The organism is Streptococcus sanguinis, assembly GCF_900475275.1.
Classification (GTDB): Bacteria; Bacillota; Bacilli; order Lactobacillales; family Streptococcaceae; genus Streptococcus; species Streptococcus sanguinis_N.
This window is the reverse complement of record NZ_LS483364.1, coordinates 950,381-973,853: the sequence shown is the minus strand read 5'-3', so window position 1 is coordinate 973,853 and position 23,473 is coordinate 950,381. Positions and strand designations below refer to the sequence as shown.

Below are 23,473 nucleotides of genomic sequence, written 5' to 3'. Positions count from 1 at the left end.
CTAGCTTCTATTTGCTTATCTTTAGATTAATCCTGTCGCTCCTATGACAGTGTAAGCTGGAAGCCTATAGACGAATAATCCCACTTTGACACTCCTGTGTCTGCTTTGTGAAACTAAAAACAGCTCTGCTAAATAAAGCAGGGCTGTTTTTTGTGTTATAAAACGAAGGAGACATCTATGCTTCAAATAAGAAATCTAACCATTACCCATCTAAAAGACCTGAAAGAGTTAGTCAAAGATTTGTCACTGACTGTCAATCAAGGAGACAAGGTCGCTATTATCGGTGAGGAGGGCAATGGCAAGTCCACCCTACTCAAGCTCCTGCTAGACGAGCGACTGGTCAGCTCCTATGTCAGCTACAACGGACAGATTGATAAGTCCTATACTGCTGCTGTCTACTTACCCCAGCAGCTACCTTCAGAGGATGCCCAACTGACGCTCAATGACTATTTCTTTGCTGATTTTGAGACAGAACTGGACTATGACAAGCTCTACCGCTATGCTGGGGAGCTCAACTTTGACAGCCAGCGTTTTGCTAGTCAGCAGCAGCTCTCTAGCCTATCTGGAGGAGAAAAGCTCAAAGTCCAACTCATCAAGAAACTAGCCAGTGATTGGGACATTCTCTTTCTTGACGAACCCTCTAATGACCTTGATCTCGAAACTCTGACTTGGCTGGAAAACTTTATCAGCCACAGCCAGAGAACGGTCCTTTTCGTCTCTCACGACGAGCACTTTCTCGCTCAAGCTGCGACTAAGATTGTTCATCTGGAGCGAATCAAAAAGAAGCAGGAGGCTAGAACCAGTGTCAAGAGTCTGGACTATGAAAATTACCGCCATCAACGTCAGGAGGCCTTTGAAAAACAAGCTCAATTGGCACGGAAAGAGCGGGAAGAACACGCCAAGACCATGGAAAAACACAGAAGAGTTAAGCAGAGTGTAGAGCATACTTTACGAAACACCCACGACGCTACTGCAGGTCGACTGGTGGCTAAGAAGATGAAAAGCGTCCTCTCACAGGGCAAACGATTTGAAAAGGCAGGCGCTGAAATGACCGAAATTCCGACACAGGAAGATGTCATCAGCCTTCACTTCTCAGACATAGAAGCTCTGCCATTGGCCAAAAGAATCCTGAAATTAGAAGGAATGAAACTGGAAACAGACGAACGACAACTGGCGGAGAACCTGACTCTGGAGGTCTGTGGCCAGGAAAAAATCGGGCTGATTGGTGCTAATGGTGTAGGCAAGTCTACTCTGCTTAAGGAAATATGGAAGATCTTGCGTGAGCGGACAGACATGCTAGTAGGCTACATGCCCCAGCATTATGGTGACTTGCTGACTGATGAGAGCAGTCCCTTGGACTTTCTGGCTTCCTCTGGCGACAAGTCCCATGAGGAGAAAATCCTGACGCATCTAGCCAGTCTCCAGTTCACGCGCGACGAGGCCCGCCACCCGATTGGGCAGCTTTCCGGCGGTCAAAAAGCCAAGCTACTCCTGCTCAAACTAGTCCTAGACCGCCCCAATGTCCTCCTGCTGGACGAGCCAACCCGCAACTTCTCTCCCACCTCTCAGCCCCAGGTTCGCCAGCTTTTGGCGACCTATCCTGGCGCCATCATAGCTGTCTCCCACGACCGAATCTTTCTCAAAGAAGTCTGCCAGAAGATTTATAAACTGACAGAAACAGGGTTGGAAGATGTTGAATTTGAAAAGTAATTCAAAAATTTTCTTCATTGTCTTTATTGACTACTTATGGTCACTTCCTTTATAATGAAGATAGTTTCATAGAAAGTTCAGGTTTTAAACATGGGAGATATCATAAATATTGCTGCTGAAAACACACTTAACAAAAAAGAGATTTTTAACGAACAAACCCAATTCGTTGAACTCACAGATCAGATACTTTTACAAACTCGTTCTGAAATTGAACAACCAACTACAATAAAGATACCAATTATTGAGTTGTCAGAATTAGGAACTACTGTAGCTTCTCTTATCCCTAATTTGACAAAAGTTGTCCAAGGAAATAATGGCGAAAAAGCCTATCGCATTGTTAATAAAGCTGCTGGCGATACCTTAAAAAAGGCAAAAAATGGTAACTACTGGGGAGCTCTGCGAAAAGCGGATGGAGGCTCGAAATTTGTCCAACTTCAAGAAATAAGTGAACTTGCAAATGAAGGATTGATGATTCAACCACAAGTTATCATTGTCGCTGCACTCTTATATTCTGTTGAGAAAAGATTAGACAATATTGTTGAACTTGAGAAACAAATTTTATCATTTTTAGAAACCGAAAAAGAATCTTCAATTGAAGCCGATGCCGAGACATTGATGGATTTAATTAGGAAATATAAGCATAATTGGGACAATAGCCACTTCGTCTCCAGCAGCCATAAAATGGTAATGGATATTCAGAGAAGTGCGAGACAGCAAATGACTTCCTACCAAAAGAAATTAGAAGAAGATTTAAAGTCTACCCCTCTTCTTATAATCCAATCAGAAGTTTCATCGGCTAAGAAAAAAATTAGTAAGAAATTTAAATACTACAGCTTATCTCTATACACCTATTCACTGGCATCTTATATCGAAATTATGCTCAGTGGAAATTTAGCTGAAAAAAATATATTATCTATCAAAGAAGAAATCGAAAAACTTTCTTCTGCCTATTCTGCCATGTTTACAAAATGTCTAAATTATTTAGAAAAAATGAGCGAATCCTCTATTGAATCCAATGTATTGAAAGGTGTAGGAGAAGCAAGCAAAGCAATAGGCGGTTTCTTAGGAAATATTCCTTTTATCAAGGACGGCCCTGCAGATGAATTTCTCCAAGACGGCGGATAAGAGCTAAATAAAAGCGCAAAGAAAATGGAAAAAGATATAATTAAATCATTCAAAAAATTAAAAAATGCTAAAACATCTGTTTTTATTGATAGGCTCAATGAACTGAACCAAATCTACAACCATACATCAGATGTATGTATAGACAATGAGAATATTTATTTTATTGTTTCATAGTACTATAGTCTATAAGCAAAAAGAGTTGGAATTTCCAACTCTTTTAGTTTTGTTTAGCATCAATCTGTGAACTTTAATAAAGCTCCCCTTCTACTCCTGCGCCGTCTGCATTTGGTAATAAACACCTTTGGCATCCATGAGCTCCTGGTGATTACCATGCTCGACGATATCACCATCTACCATAACGAGGATGATGTCAGCATTTTGAATAGTGGACAGGCGGTGGGCGATGATAAAGCTAGTCCGACCCACCATGAGCTTGCTGAAAGCCTCCTGAATCAAGACTTCTGTTCGGGTATCGATGGAGGAAGTCGCCTCATCCAAGATTAGGATTTTAGGAACAGCAAGGAAGACACGCGCAATGGTCAAGAGCTGCCGCTGACCTTGAGAAAGGGAGTCCCCAGCATCCGCTAGATAGGTGTCGTACCCCTGAGGCAGCTGCTGGATAAAGAAATGAGCATTGGCCGCCTTGGCAGCTGCAATGACCTCTTCTCGGCTGGCGTCTGGCCGGCCAAAAGCTATGTTGTCATGAATGGTCGCCGTCTTGAGCCAAGTCTCCTGCAGTACCATACCAAAATGCTGACGATAAGAGGCTCTAGTGTAATGCGTTATGGGAGTACCGTCTAGCGAAATAAGACCACTGTCTACATTGTAAAATCGCATGAGGAGATTGATCAAGGTAGACTTGCCAGCACCAGTTGGCCCGACAATAGCAACCTTACTAGCTGCTGGAATCCTTATATTCAAATCCTGAATCAGCTCTTTTCCAGGCTCATAGCCAAAAGCTACATGCTCGAAGCTAATCTGTCCTTTGATATCTTCCGACTGGAGGATTTCCTGACCAGACTCAGCTATTTCTTCTTGGTCCAAAACGCTGTAAATTCGCTCCGCACAAGCTAAAGCGCTCTGCAATTCCGACATGACTGACGATATATCATTGAAAGGCTTGGTGTACTGGTTGACATAGTTGAGGAAGGTCACCAGCTGCCCAACCGTAAAGCCTGTTCCCTGAATGATTCGTACAGCCCCAAAGCCCACAATCAAAGCATAGATCAGGGCATTGATAAAACGAGTCGAAGGATTAACCGTCGAAGAATAGAAAATAGCCGCCTGAGAATAGTCTGCATAGGTTTGATTACTGCGAGTAAAAGCTGAATCAAACTGCTCCTGAGCATTAAAAGCCTGGATCAGACTTTCTTGAGTCAAACTTTCCTCAATCAGCTGGGTCTGCGCTCCCCTCGCCTGCGTCTGACGTTGGAAAAAGCTAAAACTCTTTCTGGCAATAAAGCGAGCTAAGAAGAGAGAAAGGGGCGTCAAAAGCAGAACCAAAAGCAAGAGGAAAAAGTCCAATCTGGCCATGCTAATGATGGTCACTAAGATTGTCAGCAAACCCACAAAAAATTGATTGAAAACCATAAGTAGGCCATTGCTGAGTTGCTCCAAGTCCGTCGTCACCCGACTAACCAAGTCTCCGGTTCCCTGCCGATCCAGATAAGCTAAAGGCAGATAGTGTATTTTCTTGATGACACCTTGCCGGAGTTGCTGGCTATAGCGATAAACCAGCTGATTATAGAGCAAGGGATTGAGCCACTGAATCAGCGTATTGGCTACGATAACCAGCAGCATCTGGCCCAAAATCGGCATCAAATGTTGATCCGCTTGAGGAAGAAGAACGCTATCAATCGCATTTCCAATTAAAACTGGAAGAAGAACAGTCAGAGCCACTTGAGCCACTGTTCCCAGACTAGCTAGGAGAAAGAGCCAGCGCGCCTGCAGCAAATCTCGAGTCAAGCGCCTCAAGCTGCTAGATGATGTCTTATGCTTCATGCTTGCCCTCCTCTCCTTGACTATGCTGGGAGTTATGGATTTCTCGGTAAATGGCAGAGCTGACCAGAAGTTCCTCATGGCGACCAAGGGCCACCTGTTCTCCCTTATCTAGGACTAAAATTTGATCCGCCGAGCGCAAGCTATTGGTTCGCTGAGAGATCAAGACCAGACTGGTCTCTGTCAATTCATTCTTAATAGCCTGCAAGAGTCTAGCCTCTGTCAGATAGTCCAGAGCCGAGGTTGCATCATCTAAAATCAAGAAAGGCCCCCTCCGCAAGACAGCTCTTGCAATAGTTAAACGCTGACGCTGACCGCCAGAAAAATTCCGACCAAAGGCCTCTACAGTCGCATCCAAGCCACCTTCCTTCTGAGAGACAAAGTCTGCCGCCTGAGCAATCTCTAAAGCCTGCCACAAATCTTCGTCTGTTGGCTTGATTGACAATCCTAAAGTCAGATTGGAGCGAACAGTTCCTTGGAAAAGCTCCGCCTTCTGAGGCACCAGACTAATCCAAGACCGCCATTCTCTGAGATTTTTAGGACTGCGTCCTTGGGAAAAGATGGTCAACTGACCAGCAGCCACAGGATAAAGATGAGCCAGCAGCTGAACCAGAGTAGACTTACCTGAACCTGTCCCACCAATAACCCCCAAAGTCTGACCGCTTTTCAAATCAAAAGTCAGACCAGTCAAGGCTGGACTAGCTGCATTTGGATAAGAAAAACTAACCTGCTGGACTTTAATGGCTTGATTTGGCAGAGCTGTTTCCTGCACTAATTCCTGCAGGACATCTTCTTCTGCTTGCTCGAAGACCTGACTGATACGACCTGCACTGATATAGCTTTGATTGAGCGAGTTGACCAGCATAGCCAGCTTGAGCAATTCCACCAAAATCTGCAATAAATAATTGACCAAAGCCACTAGCATCCCCTGGGTCAGCAAGCCCTTGCCGATAAAGGTATTCCCCTGCCAAATGACAGCAATCAGAGTACCATTGACCGTAAGAAAGGTCAGAGGACTAATCAGACTAGCCAGAGCTCCCGTCCTGATTTGCCAAGTTTTATAGAGCTCGTTGCGATTGCGAAAGGTCTGAACCTCACGCTGGGTCTGACCGAAAGCTCTTATAACCCGCATACCCTGCAGCTGCTCACGAGTCAAATTGACCAGCTGATCTGTCAGTTGGCGAATCTTAGCGTAGAGAGGATTCATAAGACGAGACATGAAAACGATAATAGCCGTTAAAATTGCTACCATGAGCAAGAACCACAAGGTAATGACCGGACTGATAGTAAAGGCCATAATAATAGATCCAAAAACGATGATGGGCGCCCGCAGAAAGAGACGAAGAAATTGATTGATGCCCGTCTGAATCTGATAGGTGTCGCTCGTCAGCCGAGTCACCAAGCTAGAAGTTGTCAACTCATCCCGACTAGCCTTGGGCAAGCGCAGGATTTTTTGATAGAGGTCGCTTGTCATCTGGCGAGTAAAGCCCACTGCCGCCTTTGACGAATAATACTGGGCTACCACTGCTACCACCACGCCCAGCGCAGCCAAGCCCATCAAAAGAAAAACCATCCAGTAGAGATGGGAGCTGTCGTGTCTAGGAATTGTCTCGTCCACAATCCCCGCAATCAAAACCGGAACCAAGAGTTCAAAACTGGCCTCCAAGAGCTTGAACAAGGGCCCCAGCAAAGACTCTCTGATATAGCCCTTGAAATATTTCAATAAATCTTTCATACCGCCTACTTCTCCATTAAACTGTATTTATTTTACCATAATTTTCAAAGGGTAAAAAATATTCTCCTTCTGACCAGCAGAAAGAGAACATTGATATTAGACTTCTTGTAAGTTCTGGCTTATTTTCTTTAGACTCATATACAAAAATGGCGTTACAGCAAATAAGAAGCCGCCTAAAGCTATAAAAGTCCAGTCAAAGCCAAAGTAATCAATCAACCAGCCTGTCACAGGGAAAATGACAATCATGCTCAAGCTGAACATCATAGAATAAACACTGAGCATGGTCGCCCGTACTTCACTTGGCAGCTGCTTTTGCAAATCGTTGTCAAAAATCGGCTGAAAGAGTGCATACAAGGCGTTGCTGATTAGATAAATCACAATATAGATGATTGGCGTGCCAAAATAGGACAGCAGGTAGCTTGCTCCAGTTAAAAGTACCACTGAAGGGAAAAGTTTTAGGGCAGAATATCTCTTTCCAATCACACTCGCCAGATAGACCGCTAAGATATTCAAAGCACTGCCAATTAGCATAACTACTGAAATCTGCCAATCTTTTAAGTCCGGCAATTGATTTTGATAATAAAAATAAAACATACACATCAGCGTTCCGATGATTTGGGACAGAATCATCCAGATAAAAAGGCTAGGATTTCTCTGCAACTCCTCTTTGACAGCCCAGATAATCTTTTTCATAGTCAGACGTTCCGCTTTCTCTGCTTTGACACTAGGTTCTTTTAGCATCCAGGTCAAGAACAGAACGATGACAGAGGTGCCAATCATGATATAGTAGGTCAGATGCAATTGTCCATGGACAAAAAATCCAGCCCAGACTGTTCCCAAAGACCGGGTCGCTTCAGCCACTCCAGACATAAAGCTGGAGATGGACAGGTAACGTTCCTTGAGTCCAGCCTCTACAGAAGAATCATAAACCATGGCCGCACTTGTCCCCGAATCAAAGTTATAGGACCAAGCACTAATCACCATAGCCAGTGCATAAACCCAAAAGTTCCCCTGCCCGGCCAACATGAGAACAGAAGACACAATCCCGGCTATCCGGCTCAGATACAGATTGGTCTTGTAGGAAAAGCGATCCGCCAACATCCCAGAAGGAATTTCACAGATGACACTGGTCGCATGAAAAATACTTTCCAAAAGCCCAATCTGCCAAAGGGACATGCCATTTTGACTTAGAAATAAAATCCAAAAACTAGTAATGCCTAGAAAGGCAAAAAATTCTACACCGGCCATAAGACCGATATTTTTCCGATAACTTCTTTTAAACATATTTTCTCCTTTAACAAGTGTTTCTTCATTTTTATCCTTTATCACTTGTTAATCCGCTGTTCACATGACCTCTACCTCTTCTTTCTCTAAAATTCTATATTTGGATTATTTCATAGTTCATTGCTGAAAAAACGCCACATGGGCGTTTGAATCATTTTATGGTTTAATACGGTGCAGCATACGTGGGAATGGAATGGCTTCACGGATATGCTTAGTCCCTGCTACAAAGGTTACCATACGCTCGATACCGATACCGAATCCACCGTGCGGAACTGTTCCATACTTACGAAGATCCAGGTAGAATTCATATTCTGTCGTATCCATACCAAGATCATTCATCTTAGCAACGAGGGCATCGTAATCTTCTTCACGCATAGAACCACCGATGATTTCACCGTAGCCTTCTGGAGCAAGCAAGTCTGCACAGAGGACACGGTCTGGATTTCCAGGAACTGGCTTCATGTAGAAAGCCTTGATAGCTGCTGGGTAGTTCACGACAAAGGTTGGTACACCAAAGTGGTTTGAAATCCATGTTTCATGCGGTGAACCAAAGTCATCTCCATGTTCCAGATGCTCATAGTCAGCATCTTCATCATTTTCATGCGCTTGCAAGAGGTCAATCGCTTCATCATAGCTAACACGCTTGAAAGGCTCTGCAATATAGCGTTTCAAAAGTTCTACATCACGTTCCAAGGTTTCCAAAGCTTGAGGAGCACGGTCAAGAACACCTTGGATCAAGGCTTTAACATAAGCTTCTTGCAAGTCGAGTGACTCATCATGCGTCAAGTATGAGTACTCTGCATCCATCATCCAGAACTCAGTCAAATGACGACGGGTTTTTGATTTTTCGGCACGGAATACAGGACCAAAGTCAAAGACGCGACCAAGAGCCATAGCACCTGCTTCCAGATAAAGCTGACCTGACTGACTCAAGTATGCTGGAGTTCCGAAGTAGTCTGTTTCAAAGAGCTCAGTTGAGTCTTCTGCTGCATTTCCTGACAAGATTGGGCTGTCAAACTTCATAAAGCCATTCTTGTCAAAGAATTCATAGGTAGCGTAGATGATGGCATTGCGGATTTGCATCATTGCCACTTGCTTACGAGAACGCAGCCACAAATGACGGTTATCCATGAGGAAGTCAGTGCCATGTTCTTTGGGCGTGATTGGATAGTCATTTGACTCGCCGATGATTTCGATATCGGTGATGTCCAACTCATAACCAAATTTTGAGCGCTCGTCTTCCTTGACAACCCCTGTCACATAGACAGAAGTTTCTTGGCTAAGCTTTTTAATCGTATCAAACTTCGCCAATCCTTCTTCTTCGCCAAATTTCTCGATGAAGTTAGGCTTGAAGGCCACCCCTTGGAAAAAGGCAGAGCCATCGCGCAACTGCAAGAAAGCAATCTTACCCTTACCTGACTTATTGGCAACCCAAGCACCAATGGTCACTTCTTGACCAACATAATTTTTCACATCAATAATTGTTACGATTTTCTTTGACACGTTTTTTCTCTTTTCTATTTTTTATTCTTTATGACAGACTGCCTCGACATTATTACCATCTGGATCCAAGACAAAGGCTGCATAATATGATGAAAGGTTCCCCCGATAATTTGGCGCACCGTTGTCTTTTCCCCCTGCCTTTAAACCAGCCTCATAACAAGCTTGAACCTGCTCATGGTTTTCTGCCAAAAAAGCAAAGTGAATCGGAGACTGCTCTCCCTCCCCCAACCAAAAATCTCCACCAGGATGTGGGCTGTTGGGAGCAACAAAACTGAGTAGAGAACTACTTCTAAAAGCCAATTTGTAGCCTAGAGGAGAAAGAAAACTTGTATAAAAGTCTTTTGAAATTTGTAGATTCCTGACCTTTATCTCAAAATGATCAATCATATCTGCCTCCTAGATTGGTTGCTAAATGTCACTTTATTTCAAGACAAATCTTTTGGACATCTGTTCTATATTTTACCATAAAGCGATTGCAATAGCTATCCTTGAAGAGGCTAAATCTCAGAAAAATTAAAAAACCAGCCTCCTAAAGGCTGGCGGATAACTCTCTCTGAATAAGAGGACTAATTTTTCGTTCCATATAGCAGTCGATCAACCATGTCATCATCATAGTTCAAGACTTTTTTCAAAGCCATCTTAAAGCGCTGATCACTGAGAATCTGACCTCCTGGACTCTGGTCAATCGTCGCATAATTCCCCTCCCCATCCTGAGTAAAGGCTACAGTGAGCTCTTGGTCAGGATCTTCACAAACATTTCTCTGAGGATCTTTAGAACTGGTAGACGGTCGAAAGTCCATTCTTTGCAGGCGAAACGACAGTTCCTTATGAAAGGTCGCAATGTCTTTCTGACGATTGGCTACTGGCTCATGTTTGTCCAGCCAAGTCAAAACATCTTCTTTTGTAATATATATCATCTTCCCCTCCTAAACCAAATCAAAGTTCGCCCTGTAAATAACCGTATCATAGCTTGGGCTAGCTGCTGAGAGAGCCGCTTGAATGATATGGAGCACGCGCTGCTGTTGACCTTCGAAAGCCGAGGGCAGGAGCATATTAGAGACATTTTTGACAATCACTCCCTTAGTGAATTCCCCATCTTCATAAGAAAAATCCTGCTGATGAAAAATGGTCTTGGTCTTAAATTCAATCACCTGTCCTTGCAAGATTAGCTTATAAGTCTTCTTCCAGTTGGTTCTGCCACCAAAGCGATAAAGGACCAGATAAATCCCCAAATCATGATCTGCAACCCAATCGCCCGTCTCAAAAACTAGCTCGTCATCAATACCAGCTTCCTTTAAAATCTCAATCCCTTCTTCAGAAATCATCTCGTGCACGAACTTCCAACTTCCTTCCTGGGGAAGAGTCGCTGTTCCCTCAGTCTCCTTCTGAGGTCTACTACTGACTGCTTTATGGGGAACTCTTTTAGGGGTAAATTCTTCCTCCCAAGTCATATCTTCTTCTATGTCACTGACAGCCCGCCTAGTCGGTAAAAAATCCAGACACTTTTCTAATAATCCCATATCCTATCTCCTCTTTATCTGTACTCCACGTGGTTTACTTCCCTTATCTTCGTATCATAATAAGGGTTAATCTGCGACAGGGCATGTTGAATCACTGTTACGATCTTGTCCTCTCGTCCCTTTAAAACCTTGGGAATCACAAGCTGGGAGATTGTTTCTGTTGATAGACCTTTTACACTTTGATCTTCCTTATTGCGAACTGGATATCTATCGGCCCGTTCTTCTTCTAGGCGAAATTCAAGCAAGTGCCCTCCGAGAATCATGGCTAAGACTTGATATTTCCCTTCCCCGATACGAAATTGCTTGACGCAGAGAAAAATTCCTCTCTTCTCATCCTCTAGTAAAAATGGCAAAGCCAATTCTTTTTCTGCAATCGAAAAATCCTCGAGAATCTTCTTCTCTCTTTCCTCTATTTCCTTTCTGATAAATCCCATTTTATCTCCTTTTGTACAAAATAATCTTCATCCCTATTATTACTTAAGTAAAAAGACCATGAGGAAGACACTGCATGTGAATAGAATGCAGGGCTAGACCAAATGGACTTCTTTTATTATACACCGAAACACCATCATCTTCAACTAAATACTCCTCAAATTTATAAGTCGTGTGGTGATTTCTATCAGAAAGTTACTCCTACTAACTTAATCTACCATTATAGCCGCTATTTAATCAATAGGCGGATCATCCTTTTCCTCTTCTTCCGTCTTCCAGTAGGTCATACTGCTCTTCTCAGTATCTACCTCCATCTTTTTATTAAGTTTAATATCAACCTTATAATAGGCACGTTTAATTAAAAACTTTTGACTGTTCTCTGCAGAACCCCAAGTTCTACAAACCATCAAAAAGCGTGCAGATCCTTGTCCGGATATCTCCTCCTTAGTGTAAGAACCTGGAGCAGTTGGGCGTTCTAAGATTCTCATATTTAAATTCAATTCTGGCTGGTAATTGTTCAAATACCAGTCTATTCGGGCAGAGTCATTCTCATAATATTGGATACGATAGCGATGACCTTTGGCTTGCAGACTATAGCCATTGGATTCAGAAATTGTGGTCCATCCCTGCTCTGAATCAACAACAGAACAAGCAGCCAATAAAACCAAACTGACTCCCATGAATAAGAAAAATAAATGTCGTTTCATATCCTTCTCCTTTCACTCCCGTTTGCAAGCCCAGACAGCTAAATTCCAACTGCTCCCAGCTTTTATTTTCTGAACAAAATCTTCTCAATTCAACCAGAAAATATGAAAGCAATCTTATGGCATCCTATATTATTTTACCATTTTATTTAACTCATTACCAGTACAGTCAAAAATAAATTGAAAAGGACGAACGCTGAGTTCATCCCTATTTATCGTTTATAAATCTTCGAAAGTAGTGTAAGATTGAGAGCTTTATTTACTCTCCATAAATTGCTGCAAGCGCTGAACGGCTTCTTTGAGCGTGTCCAAATCTGTCGCATAGCTAAGACGGACATTTTCTGGAGCACCGAATCCTGCTCCAGTCACCAGAGCCACGCCAACTTCTTCTAAAATTGCTGTCGTAAACTCGGTCACATCTGTGTAGCCTTTCATTTCCATGGCTTTCTTGACATTTGGAAAGAGATAGAAGGCCCCTTGCGGCTTGACCACTTCAAATCCTGGCACCTGAGCCAAGAGTGGATAGATGGTATTAAGACGTTCTTCAAAGGCCTGGCGCATGGTTTCAACCGTTTCCTGACTGCCAGTCAAGGCCTCGATTGCTGCATATTGAGCCGCTGCTGTCGGGTTAGAAGTCGTCTGACCTGCAATCTTACTCATGGCCGCAATAATCTCCGGCTCACCAACTGCATAGCCAATCCGCCAGCCTGTCATGGAGTAGCTCTTAGAGACACCATTGATGACCACCGTCTGCTTGCGAATCTCCTCGGACAGACTGGAAATTGGTGTAAATTTATTACCGTTATAAACCAGACGTCCATAGATGTCATCTGCCAAAATCAGAATATCATGCTCCACAGCCCAGTTTCCAATCGCCCTTAGCTCATCCGCTGTATAAATCATACCAGTCGGATTGGACGGCGAGTTCAAAACCAAGACCTTGGTCTTATCAGTCCGAGCAGCTTCCAACTGTTCCACCGTAACCTTGAAATTATTTTCCTCAGTGGTTTGAACAAAAACAGGAATCCCCTCGGCCATCTTAATTTGGTCGCCGTAGCTTACCCAATAAGGCGTCGGAATGATAGCTTCATCACCTGGGTTGAGCACACTCATAAAGAAGGTGTAGAGGGAGAACTTAGCTCCGGTTGCCACCGTCACTTGATTCGGCTGGATTGTGTAGCCATAATAGTTAGCAAAATACTCTACCACTGCTTCTTTTAGCTCTGGCAGACCGCTAGTCACTGTATAAAAGCTAGCACGCCCATCCTCAATAGCTGCTACAGCCGCATCTCGGATATTCTTAGGCGTCGGAAAATCCGGCTCTCCCAGAGTCAGAGACAGAATATCCCGCCCCTGCGCTTTCAAAGCCTTAGCACGCGCTGCTGTTGCCAAGGTCACGCTTTCTTCCATTTTTAAGACACGATTTGATAATTTCATAGTCCCTCCTTGCTGACCAACTGTCCGCTTTCAAAACCAATCAGGTAGTAGGTGCCTCCCGACTTGACTTCCCAGATGGGCTGATCTTTAAAATAGCCCATGGTCACCTTATCAATAGTTCCTGCTCCATTTTCCTTGGCAATGCTCTCCGCATCTGCCTGACTGACACCTTGGTCCAGTCGATAGACCCGAATCTCATTGGAATCTTTTGCAATCAAAACAGCTTTTTCGATACCCTTACTTGTCTTGCCAAGCAGACTGTAGTAGGATTCCTGCCCATTGTAGATAGCAAAAGAGTCCACTTTTTCAAGATCTGCGTATTCCTTGGCCAAGCGTCTGCTTACTTCCTTAGCCGACTGTATCGGCTGCATAGATACTTGCAAAACTGCAAAAAATGAAAATACAAGAACACTGAGAACGATAAAAATACCGATAAGGTACTGCCAAATTGGAAAACTGGCTTTATTTCTATTTTTATATTTCACTCCGTCATTATACTACAAATACTCCTATTTTTCTATCTTTTTTTGATGAGAATATTCTCAAAATTCTAAAGCAATATCCTTGCATATGATACTATTTATTGGTAAAATATTGTTATGAAGATTACAGACGATTTAAGCAAAGAAACTCTGCTTGATTTGAAAACCATGATTGTCTTTCATAAGGCAGCAAGAACCATCCGTGCCATTGAAGCCCAGATTTTTAAAAAGCATGATTTGACTCCTACTCAGTTTTCCGTCTTAGAAACCTTGTACAGCAAAGGAGAACTGCGTATTCAGGATCTGATTGACCGCATATTGGCTACTTCTGGCAACATGACTGTCGTCATCAAAAATATGGAACGCGACGGCTGGATTGTCCGCACCTGCGACCCAAATGACCGCCGGGCTTTTTTGATTGGTCTGACGGAACAAGGCAGAGCTAAAATTGAAACTGCCCTGCCTGATCATATCAAAAATATCCAGCAAGCTCTGTCCATTCTCGAAGAAGACGATAAACAAGATTTGATTCGCATTCTAAAAAATTTCAAAAAAATGAGCTAAATAATTGCTAACTAGTGATTAATGTTGTAACATATATTGTAACAAGAGAAATTTCTCTTTATTTTATAAAAAAGGAGACAATGCAATGTCTAAAGTATTATTCATCGTCGGCTCGCTTCGTCAAGGTTCTTTCAACCACCAATTGGCTGAGCAAGCTGAAAAAGCTTTGGCTGGTAAGGCAGAAGTTTCATATCTTGATTACAAAGATGTACCATTCTTCAACCAAGACATCGAAAGTCCTGCTCCAGCTGCTGTCGCTAAGGTTCGTGAAGAAATTTTGGCCGCTGATGCCATCTGGATTTTCTCACCTGTCTACAACTGGGCTATTCCAGGAGTAGTGAAAAACCTCTTGGACTGGGCTTCACGCGCTCTGGATCTGTCAGACCCAACTGGCCCATCTGCTCTGAATGCTAAGGTTGTTACTGTTTCATCTGTAGCTAACGGCACATCACCAGATGAAGTATTCAAGCACTACCGTAGCCTGTTGCCTTTCATCCGTATGAATGTGGTAGAACCATTCACAGGTGTTGGCATCAACCCAGAAGCATGGGGAACTGGACAACTGACTGTCGCAGAAGACAAACTTGCTGAACTCTCAGCACAGGCTGATGCTCTTTTAGCAGCCCTTAACTAAAAAGAGAAGATTATAAAAAGAAAAGAAAACTTATAAGACATTAACCCCTCGCAAAAATTGCGAGGGGTTTTAGAATACTTTACTGACAGGAACAGATATTATAAATCAGCTAAAGAATATTTAGGATAAGGAATTTGAGATAATTTTTCTTCTATTTTTGCTAGCATTTTCTCTTCTGAGTCATCTATATACCCCTCAAACCAAATTTTTTCAATATCTTCTTGGTTAAAAAAGCAAGCTTGATTATCCGTCATACCAAAAGGATATACACAGCCGGAATAGTCTAAATAACCAATTTCACCTTTATTATCATAAAGAGGATAACGGTTAATAATCATAATTTTCACTTGTCCATTTTTAAGTTGGACAACACTCCCTATCGGTAGTAGCTCAGTCATTAGAAACCTCCTTTAAAAATCTTCTCGAATTCTAAGTATTCTTCTTTTTTAATCTTTTCAGAACTTTTATCTGTTTGAATAAATCGGACCTTATGAGACTAAAATAAGCAAGAAAGAAACCCATGTCACTTAGCAAATAAGACAAATAGCTGCCTTTGCTTAAATACTCAACAGATTGATAGATGGCAAAAACAGCAAAAATCAAGCCAATTCCAAACTTCCCATATATATTTCGACTAAAAATATATAAAAACTCATCTTTTATAGGTAGTGTTTCAAAATGAAACTCTTTAAATGACGGCTCTTTCCTTGTCCTTGCAAGCAATTCTACTAGATACCCAACAATAACATAACCCAAAACTAACAAGATTATTTTCCATAGGAAGGACAAGCGGCTATTCGAAACAGAAGTAAATCCATGTAGCAGCATAATGCTAGCTGCGGGAACATATTTCGTGAGATCCAGATGGAATTGTGGACTATGAACATTTGCATAAATTTTATTCGTTTTTAGGTTCATATAATAGTTTCTCCCCTGAAAAGTCAAGAGATAGATTAAATATTCTTTTTTCTTCATTTTAATTGCTTTTCCAATCTTTTAAGGATAATCAATTTCTCTAATGGCCTATTTCCAAATAATAAGAGCCCAGATACTGGGAGAAAACCAATGATAGCTATAAAAGAAATAAAGCTTCCTGAAAAATAATAATCAATTATAAATTTAATTGACGTAAAAAATAGTAGAGTCCCAAAAAACAATATTCCTTTACATTGTGTTTGTTGGTTATAAAGAAAATTAGGCCAGTCAAAATAAAGTTTCTGATTAAAATTTTTCATAGTTCCTTTTCTAATATTTCTTAGAACAAATATTATCAAAACTAAAACGCAGAGAACAGTCGAACACAAAATAAATATTCTGATAGGCACACTGGCAACCTGAGGTGCTGTTGCTTCTGAATAAATGTTTCGTAAAAGAAAGGAAGCAGGCAGAATAGCCCAAGTGAGATTAGGAGCTTGCTCTTCTTTCTTATCTATAGAGTATAGTTGTCCAGTTTTTCTATCATAAAAAATATTTTTATCTCTGAAATTACCTAACCAAAATACATTCTTATTCATTGATTTCTTCCAAGTAACAACGGTTCATAATCATAGCACTTCCATTCAATAATTGGTCATACATTACCTTAAACCATGGTTTATAAGCTAAAACTCTTAGTTTATTGTTTCATCAATTCCTTTATTGCTATCATTCTTTTCATAAAATTGCTTTTTGCTGTTACCATATAAAATATAAAATAAAAGGCAATAACTTCTATTAAGTTTGTCATGGTAGGAGCGTTCAAATATTCTCTCATTTGAAAAACAGTTAAGAAAGAACTCACTGAAAATGTAATAAGAAGAATGTATAATCGGTTTCTCTCTTCTTCTAAAAAATTCAACCAACCAACATGTTCATATAATTTGGGATTAAATACTTCAACGTTTTGCCCTAAATACTCATCTTTAAATCCAAAGTGACAGACCAAAGATATAAGAATAAGAGTCGCGCACAAAACAATTACTTTGAAAATAGGGGATTCAAATTTTATATTGTTTACTTGAATGAGAAAAGCATTTCCTAGAATTCCAAAGGATATTACTAACCACCTGAGATTAGGAAAAACTCTCTCATTGACTTTATTAGAATATACTTTTTTTCTTTTCACATCATAAAAGATGTTTCGACCTTGAAAGCCGCCTATGATAACCATAGATTTCGTTTTCTTCATTTTCAATACCATCATATTAATAAAAAACTAGAACTGAGAGGAATCAAATCCTTCCTAAACTTTACCTGTCCACCACCTGAGCTTCAAATTTAACCGGTTTATTGTCTACATTGGTTATGGTGATGGAGTAAGATTTGTTGTTAGTTACATCAAAAACTTTTTCTCCTTTATAACTAACAACAATCCCATCTTCTACTAAATGTATATCTTTTTGATTATTAGGAAGCTCATTCTTGTCTCCCTCGGTACTGCCTATCTTAATAATTTTCTTTTCACTTACCCCAAATAATACATCCCCAAATTTTTCAGACCAAACATTTGTACCTGATAATTTTATTTTAGCATCATTTAATTTTTTTAATATTAATTCTGAACTATACTCTAACTGATCCGTATTTGGAGACACTCTTAATTCAACGCTTTGACCTGATTGCAGAGTATATTTGCCGTAGTTTAAAATTTCCTGAACGTACCAGACAACAAACAGACTATACAGCACGCCAATAACAATCCTTGAACGGCCGGCTTTTAAAACGGCGCAAAAGTAAAAATAGAGAAGCAATAAAAATTACTGAAGTTATCATTCTTTATTTTCCTTATAGATTCCGTATCGTTTCAAGACTCTATCCATTCTGCAAGATTTCATCTTCTTTCCGTTTTCTCTGCTGACCCGACCACCTGATACATAGCAACAATACTATCATACGAAGAATCAAATAGACCAAACGAAGTATTTTCATCTTACCCAGAGCAGACAAAAACTCCTCCCTTGAATGTCCCACTTCTTGACCTAACTGTTCAACCGTTTTGCCTGTTTCCTCTTTAATAACAGCTGCATTCTTTGAAATCAAATAATAATTTTGCTCTAAACTAGTGGTATAGGCTCTGGATATTGGTTCATCTAAGAAAAAATATACTCTATCAGCATACTTATCTTCAGACAGAGCATAGTATATTTCAACTTCACTATCCCATTTTCTAGGAAAACTAGTTATCCTAGTATTTTCATAATCTAGATGCATAATTCCATTTAATACGTCACTAGTCCATTCTTCCGCATAGTGATAAAGAGTTGCCTTCTTATCTACCATTGGCCAAACCATAACATACCGACTATGCATGAATTCCTTGGTCAAGGCCGAATTGCTAGCCAGACTGGTCGCACCAATCTCATATATTGACCAAACAAGTACAATGAGCGTTAATAAAGCTTGAGTTGGTTTGTTTTTATAATATTTTTTCATTTTTTTTAACATTTTACTCTCCAATAGAGGGATTGGGTTTATCTAAATCCTTTTGGAAATGTTGGATAGCATTCATGAAATTTTCGAAGGTTGATGATTGTTCACTAGAATGAGAAGAAACGTATAATTTATAAGTTTCTTCTAATTTCTTCATTCCTTTCGTGTAATCTCCTTCTCCAATATTTTGAACAAATTCATAAGTTCTATAGCCAGATGTTCTCTCAACGCTATCGTAGTATGAGTTTGTAACATCAACCAGGCTATTCCCATCCTTAATTTTGTGATAAACATTAACAGCATCTAAATCTGAACGATAGTCATCATTACCAAGACTCGGCGGAAGTCCCATAGTACCTGCTACATCACCTTGCCATCCCGCTAAATCGTCTTCATTTTCAATAAAATGATTACCTGTATAATGTGCAGAAATAGTTGCAGCCATATGGGAATAGTCTATGGTTCCTCCAAATTGAGACAGTAACTCTCTAACTCTTGCTTTCTGCTTCTCGTCTAATTTATTATAATTTACTTGACCATATGCTTTCTCAGAAGCTAAATTCAGTTTCCCTTTTATCTCATCATTTGTATCTCCCTCTTCAATCTTTTCCAATCCCGTAAAATTATGCTGATTCTGAATAGCTTTCTGAATCGTATCAATTTCATCATCTTTTAAGCCATATTTTCTCAAAACAGATTTCATTCTATAATTAATACCAACATTTATACCGTTTACCCCATTCGGGCTATATAATCCACCGACCACTTGCCAAGCTCCATAAGATTTATCACCATAAGAGTAAGATGCAACTATTTTAAAGAATTCTATATTTGCTTTCTTGGATCCATATTCCTTTTCTAGCTTTTGATATAAATTTAGTAATATCTCTGATTCAGTTCGACTAAATCCATACTGTTGTCTAATAGTTTGAATAAATTTCTCTTTTTTAGTTATTGGTATGTATGTCTCAATCTTCTGTCCCTTCATTTTAATAGCCCAGCTCATATCTACACCATCAACTGAGTAATTTCCATCACTATCTACCAGGACTTGGCTTAGCTGGCTGGCTCCTTGGATAGCTAGACGAAGAACTTCTAGACTATCGCTGAAATATTGGGAGACTTGAGCGACAAAGAACTCCAACTTTTCAATCTTCTCTTCCAATTCTTTGATTTGTGATTCAATTTGCGATTCTGCACTAGAAAGAATCACCAGAGACTGCATGTGAGAAACGATATTAAATGTAGCAATAGACTTCATGCGCTCTAAGAATGATTCTTTTGCTTCAATAGCCTTTTTGACAGAGGCTAGCTGCTGCTCTCTCAATTCTTTTGTCTTCTTCAGCTGATCTAGATCGAGGTTTCCATACTCAGCTACCTGAGCATCAGCAGTCCTATATGAATTTAACTCCGTTTGAATGTCGTCCACTGCAGCCTGTAGCTTCTTAATGGCAGGAATGATAATCTCTGAAAAGAGGCCTTTCCCTGCTGTATAGGCTGCTCCCATGAGTTCTCCTGAGTCTAGGGTAGCTATTAGGTGGTCACAGCCCTGAGATAATCGGTCTGTCACCTCATTGGCCACTTGAATATTACTAGACATGGCCTCCATCAGCTGTGAAGACTCTGACGCACTGTACTTTACTCCCATGGTAAAGAGTTCCTTTCTTTCGTCAATTTTTCTCGATTTTCATCTAATTTTTGCTGAACTTTCCTTGTTTGTTTGGAAACATTGTCCAACTCCTGCTCTACATAGCTGTCAATTGCTTGTTGCAATGCTTGGTTTTCTTCCCATATTTTACGATTGGTAGAACTAGTCTCTGATACGGGATCTATCAAATTTTCTATTTGGGCATTCATCGTCCAAATATCTGTACGAAAATCCATTACCTTCTCTTCATAACGCTTTTTGAGAACTAAAAGATCTTCTTCTTGATTCTCAAGGTGAATAATCTGCTTATGTAATCGTTCACGTTTTTCTTGATTTTTATCTTTTATCATCAGTTGCTCCAACGTTGTGCCTGCTCTACATCACGCTTTTCAATTTTATAAGCTATATCAGGAAATTTATTAGCCTGAGCCAAAACAGCTGCGCTAAAGTCACTGACAGCCTGCAGCATTTGATTGCATGCCTGACGGCCTGCTTCCATCCCAGCAATCTCAGTAGTATAGCTAAACTCCACCTGCTGATTTTGCTTGTCGCTTGTATCTACCCCAACCAATTCACTGATAGCATTCTGAGCGGAAATAGTATCCGACTTGATTTTTCCCATAGTTCTGAAACTCCTTAGAAACGTCATTTATTTTATAACAATTTTATAACGAGAATATTACGTAGATATTACAAAAGCCGATTCTTCCTTTTCATACTTCCTTGATATAAACCAACTCTTGGTCACTGGACAGGTCAGGTCGGTAAGTAAAGCCAGCAAAGCTTAATTTCTTCATCTGTTCGACTTCTGTTACTTGGTTAGTTATTAGAGTTGTTAAAAACTCACCACGCGCTTTTTTAGAAATGGTCGAATGGACTTTTAGCTTGCCGCCTCGGTTTTCCAGAAACTTGAAGCCTATCATGCGCTGGCGAATTTCCTTGGAAAAGACTGTTTCAAACTCGCTGGACAGGAGGGAGAAAATCATCTCATCTTCTGCCAGAGCTTGGTCATAAGCTTCTTTCCAAAATGCCTTGAGACTCTTCCCATCTAGCTTGAGTGGCATCATAAAGTCCAAGCGATGGGGCGCTATGGGCTCCAGGGCTGGGATAACACCGTAAAGCGCCGTTGTGATAGCAAGATGCTTCTCGATATACTGACTTTCCTCCTTGGTATGGTCCTGCCTCTTGATATGGCGGTACATGAGGCCATCAAAAAGATAAAGTGCTGGAGCATGCTGCGCAGTTCCTTCTCGCAAAGCCTGAATGGCTTGCCACTCTACCTCCGCTCTTTCTGGGGAGATTTTATAAAATGATGCCAAGTCAGCTACTGACATGGTTGCCAACTCATCCAACACAGCCTGAGTTTGTGCTGAAAATGGATTAGGGATTGCAGATGGAGCAGTTAGATTCAACTCTTTGGCAGTTGGGATAAGAATTTTCATAGTTTCCTTCTTTCATTTAGTGAATATGACGGACAACCCATTTACCCAAGGCTGTCTCTAGTAGATAGGTGCCGATAATGAATCCTAGCAGATTAGTCAGGATATCACCCAAGTCAAAAATGCCAAGATGAAAGAGATACTGGCTCCCCTCAACCAGACTGATAGCCAAGGTAAAATAAGCTAAATGTTTCCATGACAGCTTGCAGAGAAAGCCCAGCGGAATGAACATAATGATATTCATGGTGGGTACCAGCTTATCTCCATAAATCCAATTATAGGTAAAAGACTGCAGGTCCAGACTGAAGCCCTGCCTGCCGATATTTTTCAAAAAGAGGGCATAGAATAGAATGAGAAAATAGAGGGTGTAACTGGCTAGTACCAGCCAACGAGGAATGTGCCGACTATAGAGGCCGCGAATAAAAAGCGAGCTAATAGCTGTCAGAGTCAGGATGATAGAAGCTGGTATCAGCAGGTTCCACTCTGGCTGATTCTTGTAAAAGACGACGGCTACATAGGCATAAAAAAAGCGCATATAGAGCCAAGACCAAAAAATCAGACTGCCTAGGAAGGCTGCCATATCAAAGATTATTTGTTTTTTCATCTGAAACCTCCCTTTCTTCTTTTTAAGATTATATCAAATTTCAATGGGACATTCTATTTTTTGCTTGACTTTGATTTACAGAGATGTTATCATCTAGTTATAAGGACTAGATAAGAAAGTGATAAAGATTTGAACACTCAACAAGTTTTTCCCAAGTGGGACGAATTACCAGATCTGGAGCTATATTTGGACCAGGTCCTGCTCTATGTAAACAATGTCTGTGGCTCTTCTATTTCAGCTGCTGACAAGGGACTGACCGCTTCTATGATTAACAACTACGTCAAGCATGGCTATATTGCCAAGCCGGTCAAGAAAAAATATCAACGCCGCCAAGTAGCTCGCTTGATTGCCATTACAACCTTAAAAACGGTCTTTTCTATCCAGGAAATTTCAGCTACTTTAAATATGCTGCATAAATCAGCAGATTCGCGAGAACTTTATGATGACTTCGTTGACTATATGAACGGTAGCAAGCTGGAGGTGGCATCCATCATTTCCACAGCCTGCCAGACGGTCAAACTCTATCAGAAGACCTTATCCCTAATCCAAGTACCAAATGAGGAGGAAGAAAATCTTGAACTACGCGCTTAAACTCAGTAAAAAACTATCCTTTGGAGAGGAAATTGCCAACGCTGTTACCCATGCGGTAGGGGCTGTTCTGATGCTAATTCTGCTGCCTATCTCGGCCATTTATAGCTATGAAGGGCATGGATTGGTGGCTGCTGTCGGAACTTCTATCTTTGTCATCAGCCTCTTTCTCATGTTCCTCTCTTCAACTGTCTACCATTCAATGTCCTATGGCTCGACCCACAAGTATATCTTGCGCATTATCGACCACTCCATGATTTACATCGCCATCGCTGGCAGCTACACGCCAGTCGTGCTGTCGCTGATGAATAACTGGTTTGGCTATCTCATCATTGCTATCCAGTGGGGAACGACCATCTTTGGTATCCTCTACAAGATTTTCGCTAAGAAAGTCAATGAAAAATTCAGCTTGGCTCTCTATCTGATTATGGGCTGGCTGGTGGTCTTTATCATTCCGCAGATTATCGGTCAAACCGGACCTGTATTCTGGGGACTCATGCTGGCTGGTGGCCTCTGCTATACTGTAGGAGCTGGCTTCTATGCTCAAAAGAAGCCCTACTTCCACATGATTTGGCATCTTTTCATTCTAGCAGCCTCTGCTCTGCAGTATCTGGCTATCGTATACTTTATGTAAGACAAATACACAAAAACCGTCTGA

27 protein-coding genes and 1 pseudogene are annotated in these 23,473 nt (G+C 41.0%); 6 read left to right on the top strand and 22 right to left on the bottom strand.

Going from position 1 to position 23,473, the window contains the following annotated elements:
- Positions 1 to 177 precede the first annotated feature (177 nt).
- Together DQM55_RS05090 and DQM55_RS05085 are read left to right on the top strand one after the other, a co-directional pair.
- Entirely contained in the window at positions 178 to 1,710 is a 1,533-nt protein-coding gene (locus DQM55_RS05090; RefSeq protein ID WP_111675685.1) for an ATP-binding cassette domain-containing protein, read from the top strand.
- A 90-nt stretch (positions 1,711 to 1,800) separates the two neighbouring features.
- Entirely contained in the window at positions 1,801 to 2,835 is a 1,035-nt protein-coding gene (locus tag DQM55_RS05085; protein WP_231909453.1) for a DNA helicase UvrB, read from the top strand.
- A gap of 264 nt (positions 2,836 to 3,099) precedes the next feature.
- On the opposite strand, the gene DQM55_RS05080 is transcribed toward DQM55_RS05085, so the two are convergent.
- The 11 genes from DQM55_RS05080 to DQM55_RS05030 form a co-directional block, all read right to left on the bottom strand.
- On the bottom strand, positions 3,100 to 4,836 hold the full coding sequence (locus DQM55_RS05080) for an ABC transporter ATP-binding protein (RefSeq protein WP_111675684.1): 1,737 nt from the start codon (positions 4,834 to 4,836) through the stop codon (positions 3,100 to 3,102).
- Positions 4,826 to 6,568, bottom strand: coding sequence for an ABC transporter ATP-binding protein (locus tag DQM55_RS05075; RefSeq protein ID WP_111675683.1), 1,743 nt, complete (start codon positions 6,566 to 6,568; stop codon positions 4,826 to 4,828). Before DQM55_RS05075 ends, DQM55_RS05080 begins: the two co-directional genes overlap by 11 nt.
- Before the next feature lie 96 nt (positions 6,569 to 6,664).
- Complete coding sequence (locus DQM55_RS05070; protein ID WP_111675682.1) at positions 6,665 to 7,852, bottom strand: MFS transporter; 1,188 nt, start codon at positions 7,850 to 7,852, stop codon at positions 6,665 to 6,667.
- A 156-nt stretch (positions 7,853 to 8,008) separates the two neighbouring features.
- A complete protein-coding gene (asnS, locus tag DQM55_RS05065) occupies positions 8,009 to 9,355 on the bottom strand; it encodes an asparagine--tRNA ligase (RefSeq protein WP_009659378.1) in 1,347 nt (448 codons plus the stop codon).
- Positions 9,356 to 9,376: 21 nt separating this feature from the next.
- On the bottom strand, positions 9,377 to 9,742 hold the full coding sequence (locus tag DQM55_RS05060) for a VOC family protein (RefSeq protein ID WP_002906354.1): 366 nt from the start codon (positions 9,740 to 9,742) through the stop codon (positions 9,377 to 9,379).
- 179 nt (positions 9,743 to 9,921) lie between these two features.
- Entirely contained in the window at positions 9,922 to 10,272 is a 351-nt protein-coding gene (locus tag DQM55_RS05055; RefSeq protein ID WP_002897376.1) for a hypothetical protein, read from the bottom strand.
- A 9-nt stretch (positions 10,273 to 10,281) separates the two neighbouring features.
- Positions 10,282 to 10,875: a hypothetical protein gene (locus DQM55_RS05050; RefSeq protein ID WP_002897375.1), complete on the bottom strand. Its 594-nt coding sequence runs from the start codon at positions 10,873 to 10,875 to the stop codon at positions 10,282 to 10,284.
- Positions 10,876 to 10,889: 14 nt separating this feature from the next.
- Positions 10,890 to 11,309 (bottom strand): hypothetical protein, encoded by a 420-nt coding sequence (locus tag DQM55_RS05045; RefSeq protein ID WP_002897374.1) that lies wholly within the window; start codon positions 11,307 to 11,309, stop codon positions 10,890 to 10,892.
- Between the two features lie 231 nt (positions 11,310 to 11,540).
- Positions 11,541 to 12,014, bottom strand: coding sequence for a hypothetical protein (locus DQM55_RS05040; RefSeq protein ID WP_111675681.1), 474 nt, complete (start codon positions 12,012 to 12,014; stop codon positions 11,541 to 11,543).
- Between the two features lie 252 nt (positions 12,015 to 12,266).
- On the bottom strand, positions 12,267 to 13,448 hold the full coding sequence (locus DQM55_RS05035; RefSeq protein ID WP_111675680.1) for a pyridoxal phosphate-dependent aminotransferase: 1,182 nt from the start codon (positions 13,446 to 13,448) through the stop codon (positions 12,267 to 12,269).
- Positions 13,445 to 13,933, bottom strand: coding sequence for a cell wall elongation regulator TseB-like domain-containing protein (locus DQM55_RS05030; protein ID WP_111675679.1), 489 nt, complete (start codon positions 13,931 to 13,933; stop codon positions 13,445 to 13,447). The genes DQM55_RS05035 and DQM55_RS05030 overlap by 4 nt, the downstream gene beginning before the upstream one ends.
- A 114-nt stretch (positions 13,934 to 14,047) precedes the next feature.
- Here DQM55_RS05030 and DQM55_RS05025 point away from each other — a divergent pair, with 114 nt between their 5' ends.
- Both DQM55_RS05025 and DQM55_RS05020 read left to right on the top strand, forming a co-directional pair.
- On the top strand, positions 14,048 to 14,494 hold the full coding sequence (locus tag DQM55_RS05025) for a MarR family winged helix-turn-helix transcriptional regulator (protein WP_111675678.1): 447 nt from the start codon (positions 14,048 to 14,050) through the stop codon (positions 14,492 to 14,494).
- 85 nt (positions 14,495 to 14,579) lie between these two features.
- Positions 14,580 to 15,128 carry an NADPH-dependent FMN reductase gene (locus DQM55_RS05020; RefSeq protein WP_002895223.1) on the top strand — a complete coding sequence of 183 codons (549 nt, stop codon included), beginning with the start codon at positions 14,580 to 14,582 and terminating at the stop codon, positions 15,126 to 15,128.
- 98 nt (positions 15,129 to 15,226) lie between these two features.
- Here DQM55_RS05020 and DQM55_RS05015 read toward each other — a convergent pair whose 3' ends face one another.
- The 11 genes and pseudogenes from DQM55_RS05015 to DQM55_RS04965 form a co-directional block, all read right to left on the bottom strand.
- Positions 15,227 to 15,526 (bottom strand): DUF4176 domain-containing protein, encoded by a 300-nt coding sequence (locus DQM55_RS05015; protein ID WP_111675677.1) that lies wholly within the window; start codon positions 15,524 to 15,526, stop codon positions 15,227 to 15,229.
- Between the two features lie 31 nt (positions 15,527 to 15,557).
- Complete coding sequence (locus DQM55_RS05010; RefSeq protein WP_111675676.1) at positions 15,558 to 16,103, bottom strand: hypothetical protein; 546 nt, start codon at positions 16,101 to 16,103, stop codon at positions 15,558 to 15,560.
- Positions 16,100 to 16,642 carry a hypothetical protein gene (locus DQM55_RS05005; RefSeq protein WP_111675675.1) on the bottom strand — a complete coding sequence of 181 codons (543 nt, stop codon included), beginning with the start codon at positions 16,640 to 16,642 and terminating at the stop codon, positions 16,100 to 16,102. The genes DQM55_RS05010 and DQM55_RS05005 overlap by 4 nt, the downstream gene beginning before the upstream one ends.
- Before the next feature lie 101 nt (positions 16,643 to 16,743).
- Complete coding sequence (locus DQM55_RS05000; RefSeq protein WP_111676922.1) at positions 16,744 to 17,295, bottom strand: ABC transporter permease; 552 nt, start codon at positions 17,293 to 17,295, stop codon at positions 16,744 to 16,746.
- A 61-nt stretch (positions 17,296 to 17,356) separates the two neighbouring features.
- Positions 17,357 to 17,879 (bottom strand): annotated as a pseudogene (locus DQM55_RS04995) (hypothetical protein).
- Positions 17,880 to 17,918: 39 nt separating this feature from the next.
- A complete protein-coding gene (locus DQM55_RS04990; protein ID WP_111675674.1) occupies positions 17,919 to 18,551 on the bottom strand; it encodes a hypothetical protein in 633 nt (210 codons plus the stop codon).
- Between the two features lies 1 nt (position 18,552).
- Positions 18,553 to 20,184, bottom strand: a complete 1,632-nt coding sequence (locus tag DQM55_RS04985) for an ATP-binding protein (RefSeq protein WP_111675673.1) — start codon at positions 20,182 to 20,184, stop codon at positions 18,553 to 18,555.
- On the bottom strand, positions 20,175 to 20,534 hold the full coding sequence (locus tag DQM55_RS04980; protein ID WP_111675672.1) for a hypothetical protein: 360 nt from the start codon (positions 20,532 to 20,534) through the stop codon (positions 20,175 to 20,177). Before DQM55_RS04980 ends, DQM55_RS04985 begins: the two co-directional genes overlap by 10 nt.
- Positions 20,534 to 20,833 carry a TIGR04197 family type VII secretion effector gene (locus DQM55_RS04975; RefSeq protein ID WP_172454722.1) on the bottom strand — a complete coding sequence of 100 codons (300 nt, stop codon included), beginning with the start codon at positions 20,831 to 20,833 and terminating at the stop codon, positions 20,534 to 20,536. The genes DQM55_RS04980 and DQM55_RS04975 overlap by 1 nt, the downstream gene beginning before the upstream one ends.
- 64 nt (positions 20,834 to 20,897) lie before the next feature.
- Complete coding sequence (gene yaaA, locus DQM55_RS04970) at positions 20,898 to 21,626, bottom strand: peroxide stress protein YaaA (protein ID WP_111675671.1); 729 nt, start codon at positions 21,624 to 21,626, stop codon at positions 20,898 to 20,900.
- Between the two features lie 16 nt (positions 21,627 to 21,642).
- A complete protein-coding gene (locus DQM55_RS04965) occupies positions 21,643 to 22,227 on the bottom strand; it encodes a VanZ family protein (RefSeq protein WP_111675670.1) in 585 nt (194 codons plus the stop codon).
- A 129-nt stretch (positions 22,228 to 22,356) separates the two neighbouring features.
- Between DQM55_RS04965 and DQM55_RS04960 the strand changes: the two genes are divergently transcribed.
- Positions 22,357 to 22,818, top strand: coding sequence for a DUF1836 domain-containing protein (locus DQM55_RS04960; RefSeq protein ID WP_111675669.1), 462 nt, complete (start codon positions 22,357 to 22,359; stop codon positions 22,816 to 22,818).
- A complete protein-coding gene (gene trhA, locus DQM55_RS04955) occupies positions 22,802 to 23,449 on the top strand; it encodes a PAQR family membrane homeostasis protein TrhA (RefSeq protein WP_002900134.1) in 648 nt (215 codons plus the stop codon). Before DQM55_RS04960 ends, trhA begins: the two co-directional genes overlap by 17 nt.
- The last annotated feature ends 24 nt before the right edge of the window (positions 23,450 to 23,473 follow it).